Genomic DNA, 17,776 nt, shown 5'->3' on the forward strand with positions numbered 1-17,776 from the left:
AGCCGGTGGCCGTTCGTCTATGCGGGCACCACACCGATGCCGGAGCAAACCCCCGGATCAGGTCGAACCCGTACACCACTTCCTTGGACGCAACCCCCCCAGACGGCCCGGCTAACCCCGGGTGGCCCCTGACCTGCGCTTACGTGCAGGTCAGGGGCCGTTTCCCCGATAGAACCCTCTGAAGTTGCTCAAGTCTGCTTTGGCTCCGCGGGGCCGGGGGCATCCCCCACTCACGCAAGAAGCGGAAGGAACATGAAGCGGGGGACCTCGCTTCGGGGGACGGAAGGACGTGAGGTCGGTGGGGGCTTTCTTCGGGGTGGTGGCCGGGATCGTTGTGATCGGCTGCGTCGTCGCGATGCGGCGGTCGGCGAACAGCAGCAAGTCGGTGTCCTCCCGGCGCTCCGGGCGCCGCGGTGCGGGTGGCGGCGCGGCCGCCGGTGGCAGCTGGTGGGCGGGCGGCGACGCCGGTGGCGGCGCGTCCTGCGGAGGCAGCAGTCACTCGGGCGGTCACTCCGGTGGTCACTCGTGCGGGGGCGGCTCCTCGTGCGGCGGTGGTTCGTCGTGCGGCGGCGGCGGGGGCGGATGCGGCGGAGGCAGCTGACACGGGGCAGCTGGTCCGCGTCACCGGGTACCCGGCGGGTGAACTCCCGCCGGGTACCTTTTTGTTGGGTCAGGCGGCGCGTAACCGGTGAACACGTGAACCGTAGGGCCCCCGAGGGGATGGAAACCACGTCAAGTTGGGCAAAAATGCTGTGGATCGTGGCACTTCGTGATTCCCTCGATGGAGAGAACATCCAGCCCTCGGACCCCAGTTGGACCTGATCGGGCGCTCCCCACCTCCCACGTATGTCGCCACGGGGGCGTCCCCTGTCCATGTGTCCACGCGTGTTTTGCGGAGCCGACCCATGCTCACGACCCTCCAGACGGCCTATTCCGACACCCGTGCTGCCGACCTGGCCTGGGCGCTGGGGCGCGAACCGCTCCCCGCCCTGGCCGTGCTCGACCTCCGGCTCGGCGGTGCCCAACTGCAACTGCGTCTGCTCGGCGCCTCCCATCAGGTGCTTCTCGAGGAGGACGGCGGCAGCTGCTCCGAGACGGTGGCCTGTATCCCCGGCAGCAGCACACCGCTGCCGCTCGGAGTCGCCAAACGGCTCGGGGAGTGGGAGTACGAATTCGCGGCGCGTGTCGAGACGCTCTCCGCGGACTCCTTCGCGGGGCGTGCGCAGGAGCTCCTCGCGCTGGTGACCGACCATCCGCACGGCCTCGCCGGGACGTTTCCCGGTAGTCCGCACGCCTTCACCGCCATGCTCGCGCAGCGGACGGAGGGCCAGGTGCGGTGGCGCACCTGGCATGCCTACCCGCAGGAGGGGCAACTGGTGGCGACCCGCACCTGCGTGGGCGTGCGGATGCCGGCGGTGGCTCACTGAAATTTCCTGAACACCGTTGCGTGCGCGGCACTTGCACCCTTGTGGGTGACAGGTGGCGACGCCCTCGTGACGTAGCGTTCGCATCATGATCGACCAGCAGGTGTCGCTGCGAGGGAGCGCGGCGCGAATCCCCGTGCGGCCGCGGACCGGCCGGCTCCTCGTGCTGGCCGCCGTGTTCGTCTGCGCCGCCTGCGGACTGGTGTACGAGCTCGAACTGGTCGCGCTCGCCTCCTACTTGATCGGAGACTCCGTCACCCAGGCCTCCGTGGTGCTGTCCGTGATGGTCTTCGCGATGGGAATCGGCTCGCTGCTCGCGAAACGGTTACGCAGCCACGCGGCAGTGGGCTTCGGACTGATCGAGGCGGGGCTCGCACTGATCGGCGGCTCCTCCGCGCTCGTGCTGTACGCGTCGTTCGCCTGGATCGGGGAGTCCCGGTTCGCGCTGGTCGGGTTCTCGCTCGCGATAGGCGTCCTCATCGGTGCGGAGATTCCGTTGCTGATGACTCTGATCCAGCGCGTCGACCGGCAGGACGCGGGCGGGACGGTCGCGGATCTCTTCGCCGCCGACTATGTGGGGGCGCTCGTCGGCGGACTGGCGTTCCCCTTCCTGCTGCTGCCGGTCCTCGGCCAGCTCACCGGGGCGCTGCTCACCGGCATGGTCAACGCGGCGGCGGGCGGGGCGCTGGTGCTGTGGGTGTTCCGCCGGGACCTCACCCCGCGGTCGCGGTGGCTGCTGATCCTCGTCAATGTGTCGGTGATCGCCCTGCTGGCCACCGCCACGGCCCTGGACGACGACTTCGAGCGGGCGGCGCGGCGCGCGGTGTACGGGGACGAGGTGCGGGTCGCCGTGCAGACCGATGTGCAGGAGGTGGTCCTCACCGGGACGGGCCGCAGCTCCCTGGACCTCTATCTGGACGGGCGGCTGCGGGTCAGCGCCCAGGACGAGTACCGGTACTACGAGGCGCTGGTCCATCCGGCGATGGACGGGCGCCACGCCCGGGTGCTGATCCTGGGCGGCGGCGACGGTCTGGCCGCCCGCGAGGTGCTGCGCTACCCGGACGTACGGAGCGTCACGCTCGTCGAGATCGACCCCGGTGTCACCCGACTGGCCCGTACGGATCCTGCGCTCTCCGCGCTGAACGCGCACGCGTACCGCGACCCGCGGCTGACGGCCGTGACGGCCGACGCGTTCAACTGGTTGCGGGCGGGGCGCGGCGGCTACGACGTGGTGATCTCCGATCTGCCCGATCCCGGCATCACGGCGAGTACGAAGCTGTACTCCGCGGAGTTCTACGGTCTGATCGCCGAGGCCCTGGCCCCGGGTGGCCGCCTGGTGGTGCACGGGGGGCCGCCGAATACCCGGCCGCGGACGTTCTGGACGGTCGAGGCATCCGTGCGGGCGGCGGGCCTGAGCTCCCGCACGTACGGCATCAGCGGCCGCCGCACCGGCTTCGCGGCGGGCCCGGACCGCGCGAAGGCCCCGCACGGCTGGGGCTTCGTCCTCGCCCGGCGGGGGCCGCGAGCCCCGGCGCTGGGACTGTCCCCCCGGGCGCCGAAGCTCCGCTCGCTGACCGAAGGGGTGCTGGCGGGCGCGGCCCGGTACGCGGAGCGGGGGCGGCTGCCGGAGCAGGCGCCGTCGACGCTGGTGCATCCGCGGTACTGGGAGGAGCCGTGAGGGGGCGGGGAGGTCTTGGGTGCCGAGTGCAGCTTCCGGGTGCGGAAGCGCTGACGGGGCGGCCGCGCCTGAGTAGGCTCGGTTTCCATGGAGCATGAGGTGTTCGTTCCGGTTCCGGTCCTGTCCCTTCGGCGGACGCTGGGCGATCCTGCCCGGGTCGCGCGCTGTGTACCGGGCCTCCAGCAGGACGCCGACGCGTCCGCGGGCCCCCTGTCCGGCCGGCTCAAGGTCAGGATCGGCAGCCACACGATCACATACCGCGGCACGCTGACTTCGGCCGCGCTGCCGGACGGGGCCGGGATCTCCGTCGAGGGCGAGGGCGTCGAGGCGCGGGGCGGCGGCTCGGCGAAGCTCGCTCTGACGATTCGCCTGACGGAGGCGGACGGCGGTACGACGATCGGTTTCACGGGCACGGCGGGCGGCGAGGGCCGCATCGTGGAACTGGAACACGAGGCGACGCTCGCGGCGGCCCACCGGCTGCTGGACCGCTTCACGCAGCAGTTGGTGACGGAGACGCTGGCGTCCCACGGACCGGCTGCCGACGGACCGGCGGGCGAGTCCGGCGGGGCGGTCGTGGACCTGGCCGTCGACGAAGCCGTGGACCGGGCGATCGAGGAGGCCGCGGAGACGGCGGACGAGACGACGGTGGGGGAGTCCCCCGAGGCGGCCCCCGACGGCTCTTCCGAAGAGTCGCCCGAGGGCGGGCCCGCCCAGGACGACGCCGGGTCACTCCCCGGTACCGGTTCGGTCTTCGACGCGCCCGTCCCCCCGCCGTCGCTCGACCCCGTTGCGGACATGGAGTTCACCGTCCCCGACGAACCGCCCGCCGAGGCCGCGCACGCCCGGCGGACCATGATCGGGCGCAGTGCCGAGGAGGTCGACCACGCGCCGCCGCGCGGGCGGTACGCCCCCGTGCCGTCAACCGAATCGACCACTGCGGGCGCCACCCTGCGCTGGGTGGCTCCGGCGGCCGCCCTCGCGCTCGCCTCCGCGGTCGTGGTGGGCCGGGCGCTGCGGCGCCGGAGGTAGCGACGCCAGTAGTGTCGTCGTGTGAGCAGTAGCGAGAAGAACGTCCGGCTGTCCGTCGGCGACACCGAGTTGACCGTGAACCCCGCCAACGGCTGCCGGATCAGCAGCCTCCGGATCGGCGGTACCGAGCTGCTGCGGCAGGGGGAGCGGTACGGCTGCTTCCCGATGGTGCCGTGGTGCGGGCGGACCGGGTACGGCCACTTCCTCAACGGCGATGTGCCTCATCAGCTGCCCCTGAACTCCCCGCCGCACGCCATTCACGGCACCGGCCGCGACACGGCCTGGTGCACCGCCAAGGCGGGCGAGTCGCAGGCCGCGTTCTACTACGACCTCGCCGAGCCGTGGCCGTATCCGGGCCGGGTGACCCAGACCTTCGAACTGGCCGAGGACTCACTCACGCTCGCGTTCGGTATCGAGACGTACGGGGACTCGTTCCCGGCGCAGGCCGGCTGGCACCCGTGGTTCCTGCGGAACCTCGGGACCGGCGCCGACGTACAGATCGCATTCGACGCCGCCTGGCAGGAGGAGCGGGGCGAGGACCATCTGCCGACCGGCCGCCGGATCCCGGCCATGCCCGGCCCGTGGGACGACTGCTTCGGGATGCCCGACGGGGTCGATGTGACGCTCACCTGGCCGGAGCAACTGGAGTTGAAGGTGAAGAGCCGGGCCGAGTGGGTCGTCGTCTACGACGAACAGGCCGAGGCGGTCTGCGTGGAGCCGCAGTCGGGCCCGCCGAACGGACTGAACACCATGCCCCGGTATGTGACCCCGATCGAGCCGCTGGAGATCGCGACGACCTGGAGCTGGCGCAGGCTCTGAGCCGGACTCGCCCTGAGGGCTGTCCTGTAATCCCCGGTGGATCAGCACGCGGCGTGGGATGCGGTGCATCGCAAGGCGGAGGGACGTCCGCACACTGGATGTATTCGGTGTTCCGACGACGTGGCGAGGTGCCGTAGCTGTCGTCGTGCGCCCGCCGGGGACTACGGGACAGCCCTTAAGCTCGTAGCCATGACTGACGTACGCGCTGAGCTGCTCCAGCAGATCAAGGACAAGGCCGTGGTGCACGGCAAGGTGACCCTCTCCTCGGGTCTGGAAGCCGACTGGTACATCGACCTGCGTCGCATCACGCTGGACGGCACGGCCGCTCCGATGGTCGGTCAGGTCATGCTCGACGAGACCGCCGAGCTGGACTACGACTGCGTGGGCGGGCTGACGCTGGGCGCCGACCCGGTGGCCACGTCGATGCTGCACGCCTCCGCCGCGCGCGGGAAGACCCTGGACGCGTTCGTCGTCCGCAAGGCGCAGAAGGCGCACGGCATGCAGCGCCGTATCGAGGGCACGGACGTGAAGGGCCGCCGTTGTCTGGTGGTCGAGGACACCTCGACCACCGGCGGCTCGCCGCTGACGGCCGTCGAGGCGGTGCGCGAGGCCGGTGGCGAAGTCGTCGCCGTCGCCACGATCGTGGAGCGGGGTGCCGCTCCGGCCATTGCCGAGGCCGGTCTTCCGTACGTCCACGCCTACACGGTGGCGGACCTCGACCTGGCCTGATTGCCGGCCTGATCTGCGATTTTCTTCGAGGGCGGACGGTTTCACGTGAAACCGTCCGCCCTTGTCGTATGCCTTCAGTTCCCCGGTCCGAACGTTGAGGGAGTACGCCGGGTGGAGCCGAAGCGAGAGTCTGGGAAGATGGGGGCGACGATGACGTCGCCCCCAGGTCAGGGAACCAGCAACGCACACCCGCACATCCCAAGGAGCGGACAGATGCCCATCGCAACCCCCGAGGTCTACGCCGAGATGCTCGACCGGGCGAAGGCAGGCAAGTTCGCCTACCCGGCCATCAATGTGACGTCGACCCAGACCCTGCACGCTGCACTGCGCGGCTTCGCGGAGGCGGAGAGCGACGGCATCGTCCAGATCTCCACCGGTGGGGCGGAGTTCCTGGGCGGCCAGTACAACAAGGACATGGTCACGGGCGCCGTCGCCCTCGCCGAGTTCGCGCACATCGTCGCCGCCAAGTACGACGTCACGGTCGCGCTGCACACCGACCACTGCCCCAAGGACAAGCTGGACGGTTACGTACGTCCGCTGCTCGACATCTCCGCCGAGCGCGTCGCCAAGGGCCTGAACCCGCTGTTCCAGTCCCACATGTGGGACGGTTCGGCCGAGACCCTCGCCGACAACCTGGCCATCGGCCAGGAGCTGCTGGCCAAGGCCGCCGCCGCCAAGATCATCCTCGAGGTCGAGATCACCCCGACCGGTGGCGAGGAGGACGGCGTCACCCACGAGATCAACGACGAGCTGTACACGACCGTCGATGACGCGCTCCGTACCGCCGAGGCGCTCGGCCTGGGCGAGAAGGGCCGCTACCTGCTGGCCGCCTCCTTCGGCAACGTGCACGGCGTCTACAAGCCGGGCAACGTCGTGCTCCGCCCCGAGCTCCTCAAGGACCTGCAGGAGGGCGTCGGCGCCAAGTACGGCAAGTCGTCCCCGTTCGACTTCGTCTTCCACGGCGGCTCCGGCTCCACCGAGCAGGAGATCGCCACCGCGCTGGAGAACGGCGTCGTGAAGATGAACCTCGACACCGACACCCAGTACGCCTTCACCCGCCCGATCGTGGACCACATGTTCCGCAACTACGACGGCGTGCTGAAGGTCGACGGCGAGGTCGGCAACAAGAAGTTCTACGACCCGCGCAGCTGGGGCAAGTCCGCCGAGGCGGGCATGGCCAAGCGCGTCACGGAGGCCTGCGCCAACCTGCGGTCCACCGGCACCAAGCTGAAGTAGTAGGTACGAACGGCGGCCGTGGGCCCGGTACTCCCTGGGATGCCGGGCCCACGGCATGTCCGCGAACGAGCACGAGGAGCCCACTGTGCAAGCGAACGCGCGCTATGACTTCGACACCGTCATCGACCGCAGGGGCACCTGGTGTGTCCAGTGGGACGGGGTCGCCGACCGGTTCGGTGTCGACGGGCTGCTCCCGTTCACCATCTCCGACATGGACTTCGAGACGGCCCCCGAGGTCCTGACCGCACTGCGGACCCGACTCGACCACGGCGTACTCGGCTACACCAGCTGGCAGCAGGACGACTTCCGGTCGGCGATCGCGCACTGGTACGAGACCCGGTACGGCACCGAGCTGGACACCGGCCGGCTGGTCTACGGCCCGTCCGTGCTCAGCCAGTTCTCGCAGCTCCTCCAGATGTGGACGGCCGAGGGCGACGGCGTGGTCGTCCACACCCCCACGTACGACGGCTTCCGCAAGGCGATCACCGGCCTCGGCCGCGAGCTGCGGGGCGTGCCGCTGGGGGACACCGGGGCGCTGGAACGGGAACTGGCCCGCCCCGACGCGAAGGTGCTGGTGCTCTGCTCGCCGCACAACCCGACGGGCCGGGTGTGGACGGAGCCCGAGCTGGTCGACATGGCAGCTCTGGCCGCGCTCCACGGGGTCGCGGTGATCAGCGACGAGATCCATGCCGACTTCGTGCACGACGGCCACCGGCATGTGCCGTGGACGCGGGTTTCCGGTGAAGCCCGCTGGGCGGTGATCTCGTCCGCGTCCAAGTCCTTCAATTTCCCGGCGCTGACCGGCTCGTACGGCATCATCGGCGATCCGGCCGACCGGACCGAGTTCCTGCGCCGCATGGAAACGGCGGAGGGCCTGGCCTCCCCGGCGGTGCTGTCGCTCACCGCGCACATAGCCGCGTACCGGCAGGGCGGGCCGTGGCTGGACGCGGTACGCGTGTACGTGGCCGGGAACCTGGCCCTGGTCGCGGAACGCCTGAACGCGGCGTTCCCCGAACTGTCCTGGCAGCCCCCGCAGGCCGGCTATCTGGCGTGGATCGATCTGCGTCCCCTGGGTGTGGACGACGAGGCGCTGCAGCGGGTGCTGATCGAGCGCGAGAAGGTCGCGATCATGCCGGGTGCGGTGTACGGGGCCGAGGGGTTCCTGCGGTTGAACGTGGGGTGCCCGCGGAGCAAGGTCGAGGCGGGCGTGCAGGCGTTGGTGCGGGCGCTGGAGGCCGTGAGGTAGCGGACGGCTGGCCGCCCGGCGGCGAAGGGCGAACGCGTTTTCCCTGGGGCGCCGTGCGTCAGCCGAGCGGGGAGGCGTGTCCCGGCCGGCATCCGGAAGGGACGCTGTTTCCACTGATGTCGAAGTCCCCGCAGGTGAGAAAGACGTGGTTCAACTGGCCGAGCCCGTAGGCGAGCGCGCCGACGACCACGACGACGCCGATGACCGTCCTTCGCTCGCGCGTGGAGAGTTCCGACTCCCCGAAGAGCAGGAGGTGCAGGAGCACCCAGACCAGCAGCGGGGTGCCGATGATGCTGAGGATGCCGCCCGCCAGGAAAAGAGTCTTGTCCGGCCAGCCGTCGTGGCGGGGCACGACGGCGGCGATGACGAGCCACACGCTGGGCAGGGCCAGACAGGACCAGTACATCCAGCCGTGCCGCGGCCCGCGTTCGCGCATCAGCAGGGCGGTCAGCATCACGGCGGTCGACACGGCCCAGAGGGTGAGCAGTTGGTAGTAGAAGACGACGTTGTAGGCGCCGAGTGTGAAGGCGGGCTCCCAGATCGCCAGCGCTCCGCCGCCGGCGATCACGGCGGTCCTCGGTACCACCTGGCCGATGGCGGCGCTGCGGCTGCGGTGGGGGCCCGGGCCCGTGCCTGCGCCCGTATCTGCGCCCGTGCCGGTACCCGCGCCTGCACCCGGGTCTGCGGAGCGGGTCTCGTCGTCATCCATGGAATCCATCTCCGGAACCGGGACATTTCCACACACATTACTCAGCGCTCACGCGCTGCGGGTGCGGGCGCGGGCGACGAGCAGGGCAGCCGGACCCGGACTGGCCGGAGCGCCCCGTAGCGGCGATGCTGCTCGCATGGGTGAGACACCGGCCGGTGAGATCCGTGCTGCCTCCACACCCGGGCGCTGGGTCGTCCTGACCACCGTCCTCGGGTCCAGCATGGCCATGCTCGACTCCACCGTCATCAACGTTGCCCTGCCCCGCATCGGCAAGGACCTCGGCACCGACCTGGCCGCCCTTCAGTGGACCGTCAACGCCTACATGCTGACGCTCGCGGGGCTGATCCTTCTCGGTGGGGCGCTCGGGGACCGGTACGGGCGGCGAAGGGTCTTCGTCGTGGGGGTGATCTGGTTCGCCAGTGCCTCGCTGCTGTGCGGCATTGCGCCGAATGCCGCCGTTCTGATCGGTGCCCGCGCCCTCCAGGGAGTGGGCGGGGCGCTCCTCACCCCCGGGTCGCTGGCGTTGATCCAGGCAAGTTTTCATCCGGACGACCGGGCGCGCGCGGTCGGGCTGTGGTCGGGGTTCGGTGGAGTGGGGGCCGCCATCGGGCCGTTCGTCGGGGGGTGGCTCGTCGACGGCCCCGGGTGGCGCTGGGTGTTTCTGATCAATGTGCCGGTCGCCGCCGTCTGCGTGCCGGTGGCGCTGCGCCACGTACCCGAGTCGCGGGACCCCCAAGCACACGGGCGCTTCGATGTTCTGGGCGCCGCGCTCGGCGCGCTGGCTCTTGCCCTGGTGACGTACGCGCTGATCGAGGCGCCCGGGCAGGGGGCATCCGCTGCGGTGATCGGGACGGCCGTGGGCGGAATCCTGCTCGGAGTGGCGTTCGTGCAGGTGGAGCGGCGGCGGGCGCACCCCATGCTGCCACCGTCGGTGTTCGCGTCCCGGCAGTTCACCGCCGTCAATGTCGTCACGCTCTGTGTGTACGCGGCGCTCGGCGGCTATTTCTTCCTCTCCGCCATCCAGCTCCAGGTCGTGGCCGGGTACTCCGCCCTCGGCGCCGGGACCGCCCTCCTGCCGACCACGGTGCTGATGCTGCTGTTCTCCGCCTCGTCGGGCGAGCTGGGGCAGCGGATCGGACCCCGTATCCCGCTCACCGTCGGGCCGCTGCTCGCCGCCGCCGGGATGCTGCTCATGCTGCGCGTGGGGCCCGGCGACGCCTCCGTCCAGGCGTACGTACAGCACGTGCTGCCCGCCGTCGCCGTGCTCGGACTCGGCCTGGTCACCCTGGTGGCGCCGCTCACCGCGACCGTCCTCGCCTCCGTCGACACCACGCGGGCCGGACTGGCGAGCGGGATCAACAACGCCGCCGCCCGCGCTGCCGGCCTGATCGCCGTGGCCGCGCTGCCGCTGCTGGCCGGGATGGGGCCGGAGGCGTACCGCGACGCCGGTCAGTTCGCAGCGGCCTTCAAGCGGGCCATGCCGATGTGTGCCGGCCTGATGGTGCTGGGCTCGGTGATCGCCTGGGCGACCGTACGGACACCGCCCGCGGTCCGGAAGAGCAAGGCGCGTCCCGCATGCACCGTGCACTGCGCTGTCGAGGCGCCTCCCCTGGAGCCCGCTCGGGACGAGAACGGGGACCCCGGCCGGACCTGACCGGTCCGAGGACGCCCGGCTACCCCCGGCGCGCATGTGCCAGGCACACTTGAACCCATGTCCATCCACGAGAACCTGCTCGGGGGGCCTCCCCCGACCCACCTGCCCGACGACCCCGAGCCGCGCGAGCTCCTCGCGAACGGCACGGCCCCGGCCGATGTCGCCGCGAAGTACCCGACCTCTTCGCTGGCCTGGGCACAGCTCGCCGACGAGGCGTTCGAGGGCGGCCGCGTCATCGAGTCGTACGCCTACGCCCGCACCGGCTACCACCGTGGCCTCGACGCACTGCGCCGGGCCGGCTGGAAGGGCCACGGGCCCGTACCGTTCGAGCACGAGCCGAACCGCGGTTTCCTGCGCGCCCTGCACGCCCTCGCGCGCGCCGCCCAGTCGATCGGTGAGCAGGAGGAGTACGAGCGCTGCTCGACGTTCCTCCGCGACTCGTCACCGACCGCCGCCGAGATCCTGGGTTAAGGCCTCCGGGACGGTATTCGGGCCCCGCAGACGTACCGCCGTCTGCGGGGCCTGCACGTTTCCCCGGGGTCCGCTTAGGATGCGGGCAGGGGACCGGAGCTCCATCACCTCACGGAAGGGGCGGACCGCTACCCGGAAGCTCGTGTCGAGGAGACAGCAATGTCGACGATCCACCCCGACCCCGAAGCCACCGGTGCGGACACCCCGCACCTGGACTTCGCGGGAACGACTCCGTACGAGGACTACGTCCAGGCGGATGTCCTGACCCACCTCCAGCACCTGCGCTCCGACGATCCGGGCGAGATGGTCTTCCTGGTCACCACCCAGGTCATGGAGCTGTGGTTCACGGTCATCGTCCATGAGTGGGAGACCGCGGCGCACGCCCTGCGTGAGGACCGGCTGCCGGTCGCGCGCGATGCGCTGAAGCGGTCGGTACGGGAACTGGAAGCGCTCAACGCGTCCTGGACGCCGCTCGCCCAGCTCACCCCCGCCCAGTTCAACTCCTACCGCGCCGCACTCGGCGAGGGCTCCGGCTTCCAGTCGGCGATGTACCGGCGGATGGAGTTCCTGCTCGGCGACAAGTCCGCTTCCATGCTCGTACCGCACCGGGGCGCGCCCCGCGTCCACGCCGAGCTGGAGAAGGCGCTCGCCGAGCCGAGCCTGTACGACGAGGTGCTCGCCCTGCTCGCCCGGCGCGGCCACGGGGTGCCGCAGTCCGTGCTCGGCCGCGACCTGACGCAGAAGTACGAGCCGTCCCCCGAGGTCGAGGCCGTCTGGACGGAGATCTACTCCGACCCCGAGGGGTACGACGAGCTCGTCCGGCTCGGCGAGGCTCTCACCGACGTCGGCGAACTGGTGTGGCGCTGGCGCAACGACCACCTCGTCGCCACCCGGCGCGCGATGGGCTCGAAGACCGGCACCGGCGGCTCCGCCGGGGTCGCGTGGCTGGAGAAGCGGGCCACGAAGAACGTGTTCCCCGAGCTGTGGACGGCGCGCAGCCATGTCTGAGACCTTCGCCGCGCGGGCCGCGGCACTCGACACCGCCGACGAACTCGCGGATCTGCGCAAGCTGTTCACCCTCGACGACGGGGTGTACCTCGACGGCAACTCGCTCGGCGCGCTGCCACGACACGTACCCGCCCGGGTGCAGGAGGTCCTCACCCGCGAGTGGGGCGAGCTGCGCATCCGGTCCTGGGACGAGAGCGGCTGGTGGACCGCGCCCGAGCGGATCGGCGACCGGATCGCCCCGCTCGTGGGGGCCGCCGCGGGACAGATCGTCGTCGGCGATTCGACGAGCGTGAACGTCTTCAAGGCCGTCGTCGCCGCGAGCCGGCTGGCGCCGGAGGGTCGCGACGAGATCCTCGTCGACGCGACGACGTTTCCCACGGACGGGTACATAGCCGAGTCCGCCGCCCGGATGACCGGGCACCGGCTCGTCCCCGTCGCACCCGGGGACGTGCCCGGCGCGGTCGGGCCCCGTACCGCGGTCGTCCTGCTCAACCACGTCGACTTCCGAACCGGCCGGCTGCACGACCTGCCCGGCCTCACCGCCACCGTGCACGCGGCGGGCGGCCTCGCCGTCTGGGACCTGTGCCACAGCGCGGGCGCACTGCCCGTGGGCCTGGACGCGCACGGGGTGGACCTGGCGGTCGGCTGTACGTACAAGTACCTGAACGGCGGGCCCGGTTCGCCCGCGTACCTGTACGTCGCCGAGCGGCATCAGGCGGTATTCGACTCGCCGCTGCCGGGGTGGACGTCGCATGCCGACCCGTTCGCGATGGATCCCGGGTACGCGCCCGCGGACGGTTCCGTACGCGGCCGGGTCGGAACCCCCGACATTCTGTCCATGCTGGCGCTCGAAGCGGCGCTGGACGTGTGGGACGGGGTGCCGGTCGAGGCGGTACGTGCCAAGTCGCTGGCCCTGACGGACTTCTTCCTGGAATGCGTCGGGGCGTATGCGCCGGAGGGTGTGGTCGTTCCGGTCACGCCGCAGGCGCATGCGGAGCGCGGCAGCCAGGTGTCGTTGCGGTGCGTGGAGGCGGGGATCGCCGAGCCGGTGATGCGTGCGCTGATCACGCGGGGCGTGGTCGGGGACCTGCGGCGGCCGGATGTGCTGCGGTTCGGGTTCACGCCGCTCTACGTGGGGTTCGCGGATGTGGAGCGGGCTGCGCGGGTGCTGGGTGAGGTGCTGGGCGAGGTGTCGGGCAGGGCGCTCGACGGGGTGCTCGGCGAGGTGTGACGCCCGCCGCGTCCCCACGGTGAACCCCGTGGGGACGCGGCGCCGCGTGCTGATACCGTCCCCGCTGGTCAGGCCAGTTGGGCATCTCTGTCGGATGGTTGGAGCAGCATGTCGGATTCCGCCGCGCGTGATCGGGACGCAGTCGAGACCGAGTCGGCCTTCTCGCATCCGGCCGTCGCCCCCGACGCCTCGGCCGCCTACGGCGACCACCCCGACCAGGTGATCGACTTCTACGCCCCGCGCGACGGGCGGGCCGGGGCACCCGTCGTGGTCGTCCTGCACGGTGGTGCGTGGCGGGGGCCGTACGACCGGCTCCATGTGACGCCGTTCGCGGACTTCCTGGCCCGGCGCGGGTTCGCCGTCGCCAACGTCGAGTACCGGCGCGGCAGCGAGCTCCCGCAGCAGCGGGGTTCCGGTCCGGTCGCGGGCCGCTGGCCGGAGACCTTCGACGATGTCGCCGCGGCGATGGACGCGTTGCCCGGACTGCTGGCCGTCGCGCTTCCGGAGGCCGATGCGCGACGGATCGTCGTCACCGGGCACTCCGCGGGCGGGCAGCTGGCGCTGTGGGCCGCGGCCCGGCACGTACTGCCGCAGGGGTCGCCATGGCGGCTTGCCTCGGCGCCGCCGCTGCGCGGGGTCGTCGCCCTCGCGCCGATCGCCGACTTCGCCACGGCGGTGGAGCTGGATGTCTGCTCCGGCGCGGTGGGGCAACTCCTGGGGCGGGAAGCGGACTTCGCCGCGCGGAGCCCGTACGCCGATCCGGCCGCGCTGCTGCCGACCGGGATCGCCACCGCGGTCGTACAGGGACGCACCGATCTGACCGTGCCGCACGCGGTCGCCGAGGCGTTCGTGGACGCGGCGGCCAAGGCGGGCGAGACGGTGGGGCTGACGCTGCTGGAGGAGGTCGGGCACTTCCCGCTGATCGATCCGGCGGCGGACGCGTGTGCGGTGGTGGCGGAGGAGATCGCCCAGTTGGCGTGGTGACAGGGGGTGCCGGGGGCAGCCGGCAGTCGCATTTGTCACCGATTTCCCGGGTCCAGTAGTCCTTGCGACGGATGCCGCAGGATCCGTATCACTGCTGACGACGTCGCGGGCACGGCCGCCTACCTTGGGAGCGTGACCGAGACCAACAGGACCAGAAGCCCCGAGTTCCGGCTGGCCGCCGGGGCGATAGGCGGCCTGCGGCAGGACCTCTTCCATGACGCGTTCGACTACCGTCCGCTGGCGCCCATGCGGACCGACGGGGCGCTGACCCGGCGGCTGTCCGAGCGGATGCGCGCGCGGGCCGCCCGGACGCCGCACGCACTGGTCGGGCTGGCCGCGCTGATCACGGCCCTCATAGGCATCGGCTTGGGGAACGGCTCCGGGCCCTGGTCCGGGATCGGGATCGTCCTGGCCGGGCTGCTCCCGGCGTTGACCGTCGTGATGACGCTGTTCCGGCCGGTCGGCGCGTTCTGGATGTCGATGGCGCTCACTCCGGTGACCGCCGCGATCGCCGGCGGCGAATGGCCGTGGGTGCCGAGCATGTTCTTCTCGCACCTGGTGGTGCTCGTCGTGGTCGCGGCCCGGACCCGGCCGCGTACCGCCGCCTGGATGTGGCTCCTGACCCTGGTGTTCGGCAGCTTCCTGGAGAATTTCGGCTGGCACTACTCGTCGACCACCGGGCCCATGGCCGTGGCCTCCGCGTTCGCCCTGCTCGTGGTGACCGTCGTGCAGACCCGCCGGGAGGCGGAGCGCGAGGTGACCGTGCAGCGCACCGTCACCGCCGTGGAACGCGACCGGCGCACGCTGCTGGAGGAGCGCACCACCATCGCCCGTGAGCTGCACGACGTGGTCGCCCACCACATGTCGGTCGTCGCGATCCAGGCCGAGGCCGCCCCGTACCGGGTGGAGAACCCGCCGCCCGAGCTGGAGCAGGCCTTCGTCACCATCCGGGAGAACGCCGTCGCAGCCCTCACCGAACTGCGCCGGGTCCTCGGCGTCGTACGGGCCGAGGACTACGAGGCGCCGGACGCCCCGCAGCCCACCCTCGCCGAGCTGGACGGACTGCTCGCCAATGTGGCGGACGCGGGCCTGGTGGCGGAGAAGACCGTCACCGGTGCGGTACGCGAACTGCCGCAGGGCGTCGAGCTGTCGGCGTACCGGATCATCCAGGAAGCCCTCAGCAACACGTTGCGGCACGCGCCCGGCGCCACCGCCAAGGTCGAGATCGGCTATGTGCTCGGCGGGCTCGGGCTGCGGGTCGTCAACGGGCCGCCGACCGGCCCGGTGAAGCCCTCGCCGGGCGCCGGGCACGGCATTACGGGGATGCGGGAGCGGGTCGCCATGCTGAACGGCGAGATGACCGCCGGGACGACCGTGGACGGCGGGTACGAGATCGCCGTGTTCATCCCCGTACCGCCGGCCCAGGAACCGACGCAGAGCGAGACCTCATGAACGACATCCGTGTACTGATCGTCGACGACCAGATGATGGTCCGCGAGGGCTTCTCGGTGCTCCTGGGGGCGATGCCGGGCATCGAGGTCGTCGGCGAGGCCGTCGACGGCCGGCAGGCCATCGCCCAGGCCGCCGCGCTGCGGCCCGACGTGGTGCTGATGGACATCCGGATGCCGGAGCTCAACGGCATCGAGGCGACCCGTGAGATCGTCGCCAACGACGCGGCAGCCAAGGTGCTCGTGCTGACCACGTTCGACCTCGACGAGTACGTGTACCAGGCGCTGCGCGCCGGGGCGTCCGGGTTCCTGCTGAAGGACGCCTCCGCCCGCCAGCTCGCCGACGGGGTACGGGTGGTGGCGTCCGGGGAGGCGCTGCTGGCGCCGACCGTCACGAAGCGGCTGATCACCGAGTTCTCCCGGCTCGCCGGGGCCCCGCGGCCGCCCGCGCTCGCCCGGATCGGCGATCTGACGGAGCGCGAGACGGAGGTGCTCGTCCTGATCGCGCAGGGTCTGTCGAACGCGGAGATCGCCTCGCATCTGGTGGTCGCCGAGTCCACCATCAAGACGCATGTGAGCCGCATCCTGGTGAAACTGGGGCTGCGGGACCGTACCCAGGCGGCAGTGTTCGCGTACGAGGCGCGGCTGGTCACCCCGGCCTGAGCTGCCCACCGGCGGGCCGGGCGGTTAGCGTCCTTCCATGCACCCGTCCCGACAGCCCGAGTCCGCCGCTTCGTTCGATCCCTGGTCGCCGGCGTTCGTCGCCGATCCGTACCCCGCCTACGCCGCGCTGCGGGCCACCGGCCGGGTGCACCGGTTCGAGCCCACGGACCAGTGGCTCGTCCCGCACCACGCCGATGTGTCGGCGCTGCTGCGGGACCGGCGCCTGGGCCGCACGTATCTGCACCGCTTCACCCACGAGGAGTTCGGCCGCACGCCCCCGCCCGCCGGGTACGAGCCCTTCACCACGCTCAACGGGCAGGGGCTCCTCGACCTGGAGGCCCCCGACCACACCCGGATCCGGCGCCTGGTCTCCAAGGCGTTCACCCCGCGTACGGTGGAGCAGCTCGTCCCGACGGTACGGCGGCTGGCCGCCGAGCTGGTCGACAGCTTCGTCGAGGCGGGCGGCGGCGACCTGCTCACCGCGGTCGCCGAACCGCTGCCCGTCGCCGTCATCGCCGAGATGCTGGGCATTCCCGCGTCCGACCGCGCTCCGCTGCGGCCCTGGTCGGCGGCGATCTGCGGGATGTTCGAACTGAACCCGTCCGAGGAGACCGCGAGCGCCGCCGTTCGCGCCTCGGTGGAATTCTCCGCCTATCTACGGGGGTTGATCGCGGAGCGCCGCAGGAACCCCGGTGCGGATCTGATCTCCGCGCTCATCGCCGCGCACGACGAGGGGGAGCGGCTGAGCGAGCAGGAGATGGTCTCCACCTGTGTGCTGCTGCTGAACGCGGGCCACGAGGCGACGGTCAACACCACGGTGAACGGCTGGTGGACGCTGCTGCGTCACCCCGAGCAGCTGGCGGCCCTGCGCGCCGACCACGGGCTGCTGCCCACGGCCGTGGAGGAGTTGCTGCGGTACGACACTCCGTTGCAGATGTTCGAGCGCTGGGTCCTCGACGACATCGAGATCGACGGCACGGTGATTCCGCGGGGTTCGGAGGTGGCGCTGCTGTTCGGGTCGGCGAACCGGGACCCGGAGCGGTTCACGGAGCCGGAGACGCTGGACCTGTCCCGGCGGGAGAATCCGCATGTCTCGTTCGGCGCCGGCATCCACTTCTGCCTGGGCGCGCCACTGGCCCGGGTCGAACTCGCGGCGTCCTTCGGCGAGTTGCTGCGCCGGGCCCCCGGCATGCGGCTGACGGCCGAGCCGGAGTGGAACCCGGGGTATGTGATCAGGGGCCTGCGGGAGCTGCGCGTGGAGCTGTGACGGGAAGCCGCCGGGCGCTGCTCGGCACGCCGGGCCGCACACGAGGCGCGGTCTCTCCAGGACGTCGAAGGCGGCACCGAAGGCGGTGACGCAAGCAGGGCCACGGCACAGGAGAGGGCCCGGTCCCACTTTCCTCCAGGAGACAGCGGCCGGCCCCCGGAAGAGTTCTGCCCTTCCGAG

At 71.4% G+C, this 17,776-nt stretch carries 17 protein-coding genes; 16 read left to right on the forward strand and 1 reads right to left on the reverse strand.

The features are described 5' to 3' along the window. The first annotated feature begins 298 nt into the window (after window positions 1-298). The 8 genes from ACIA8E_RS30940 to ACIA8E_RS30975 all read left to right on the forward strand — a co-directional run bounded on the left by ACIA8E_RS30940 (window position 299) and on the right by ACIA8E_RS30975 (window position 8,161). The gene (locus tag ACIA8E_RS30940) at window positions 299-601 is read left to right on the forward strand and encodes a hypothetical protein (protein ID WP_399302957.1); all 303 of its coding nucleotides are present in this window, start codon (window positions 299-301) and stop codon (window positions 599-601) included. A gap of 304 nt (window positions 602-905) precedes the next feature. After that, window positions 906-1,427, forward strand: a complete 522-nt coding sequence (locus ACIA8E_RS30945) for a DUF2617 family protein (protein ID WP_399302959.1) — start codon at window positions 906-908, stop codon at window positions 1,425-1,427. A gap of 85 nt (window positions 1,428-1,512) precedes the next feature. Next, window positions 1,513-3,102: a polyamine aminopropyltransferase gene (locus ACIA8E_RS30950; protein WP_399302961.1), complete on the forward strand. Its 1,590-nt coding sequence runs from the start codon at window positions 1,513-1,515 to the stop codon at window positions 3,100-3,102. Window positions 3,103-3,189: 87 nt separating this feature from the next. Then, on the forward strand, window positions 3,190-4,131 hold the full coding sequence (locus ACIA8E_RS30955; RefSeq protein ID WP_399302963.1) for an SRPBCC domain-containing protein: 942 nt from the start codon (window positions 3,190-3,192) through the stop codon (window positions 4,129-4,131). Window positions 4,132-4,152: 21 nt separating this feature from the next. Beyond that, window positions 4,153-4,950, forward strand: coding sequence for an aldose 1-epimerase (locus tag ACIA8E_RS30960; protein WP_399302965.1), 798 nt, complete (start codon window positions 4,153-4,155; stop codon window positions 4,948-4,950). 189 nt (window positions 4,951-5,139) lie between these two features. Next, window positions 5,140-5,679, forward strand: a complete 540-nt coding sequence (gene pyrE, locus ACIA8E_RS30965; protein ID WP_267003667.1) for an orotate phosphoribosyltransferase — start codon at window positions 5,140-5,142, stop codon at window positions 5,677-5,679. A gap of 213 nt (window positions 5,680-5,892) precedes the next feature. After that, window positions 5,893-6,915 (forward strand): class II fructose-bisphosphate aldolase, encoded by a 1,023-nt coding sequence (gene fbaA, locus ACIA8E_RS30970; RefSeq protein WP_399302967.1) that lies wholly within the window; start codon window positions 5,893-5,895, stop codon window positions 6,913-6,915. Window positions 6,916-6,970: 55 nt separating this feature from the next. Beyond that, window positions 6,971-8,161, forward strand: coding sequence for a MalY/PatB family protein (locus ACIA8E_RS30975; protein ID WP_399302969.1), 1,191 nt, complete (start codon window positions 6,971-6,973; stop codon window positions 8,159-8,161). 58 nt (window positions 8,162-8,219) lie between these two features. Here the strand turns inward: ACIA8E_RS30975 and ACIA8E_RS30980 are convergent, their stop codons facing one another. Then, window positions 8,220-8,870, reverse strand: coding sequence for a hypothetical protein (locus ACIA8E_RS30980; RefSeq protein ID WP_399302971.1), 651 nt, complete (start codon window positions 8,868-8,870; stop codon window positions 8,220-8,222). A gap of 136 nt (window positions 8,871-9,006) precedes the next feature. Between ACIA8E_RS30980 and ACIA8E_RS30985 the strand changes: the two genes are divergently transcribed. The 8 genes from ACIA8E_RS30985 (at window position 9,007) to ACIA8E_RS31020 (ending at window position 17,596) form a co-directional block, all read left to right on the forward strand. Beyond that, on the forward strand, window positions 9,007-10,524 hold the full coding sequence (locus tag ACIA8E_RS30985) for an MFS transporter (RefSeq protein WP_399302973.1): 1,518 nt from the start codon (window positions 9,007-9,009) through the stop codon (window positions 10,522-10,524). 57 nt (window positions 10,525-10,581) lie between these two features. Beyond that, on the forward strand, window positions 10,582-10,995 hold the full coding sequence (locus tag ACIA8E_RS30990; RefSeq protein ID WP_030977723.1) for a DUF3151 domain-containing protein: 414 nt from the start codon (window positions 10,582-10,584) through the stop codon (window positions 10,993-10,995). Window positions 10,996-11,154: 159 nt separating this feature from the next. After that, window positions 11,155-12,003, forward strand: coding sequence for a tryptophan 2,3-dioxygenase family protein (locus ACIA8E_RS30995; RefSeq protein ID WP_399302975.1), 849 nt, complete (start codon window positions 11,155-11,157; stop codon window positions 12,001-12,003). Continuing rightward, window positions 11,996-13,234: a kynureninase gene (gene kynU / locus ACIA8E_RS31000; RefSeq protein WP_399302977.1), complete on the forward strand. Its 1,239-nt coding sequence runs from the start codon at window positions 11,996-11,998 to the stop codon at window positions 13,232-13,234. Before ACIA8E_RS30995 ends, kynU begins: the two co-directional genes overlap by 8 nt. Before the next feature lie 108 nt (window positions 13,235-13,342). Continuing rightward, complete coding sequence (locus ACIA8E_RS31005) at window positions 13,343-14,218, forward strand: S9 family peptidase (RefSeq protein ID WP_030977728.1); 876 nt, start codon at window positions 13,343-13,345, stop codon at window positions 14,216-14,218. A gap of 132 nt (window positions 14,219-14,350) precedes the next feature. Then, window positions 14,351-15,670, forward strand: coding sequence for a sensor histidine kinase (locus ACIA8E_RS31010; RefSeq protein ID WP_399302980.1), 1,320 nt, complete (start codon window positions 14,351-14,353; stop codon window positions 15,668-15,670). Continuing rightward, window positions 15,667-16,329 carry a response regulator gene (locus ACIA8E_RS31015; protein ID WP_399302982.1) on the forward strand — a complete coding sequence of 221 codons (663 nt, stop codon included), beginning with the start codon at window positions 15,667-15,669 and terminating at the stop codon, window positions 16,327-16,329. Before ACIA8E_RS31010 ends, ACIA8E_RS31015 begins: the two co-directional genes overlap by 4 nt. Window positions 16,330-16,366: 37 nt before the next feature. Next, on the forward strand, window positions 16,367-17,596 hold the full coding sequence (locus tag ACIA8E_RS31020; RefSeq protein WP_399302984.1) for a cytochrome P450: 1,230 nt from the start codon (window positions 16,367-16,369) through the stop codon (window positions 17,594-17,596). Window positions 17,597-17,776: the final 180 nt, after the last annotated feature.

It is taken from the genome of Streptomyces sp. NPDC051664, assembly GCF_044453545.1.
Classification (GTDB): Bacteria; Actinomycetota; Actinomycetes; order Streptomycetales; family Streptomycetaceae; genus Streptomyces.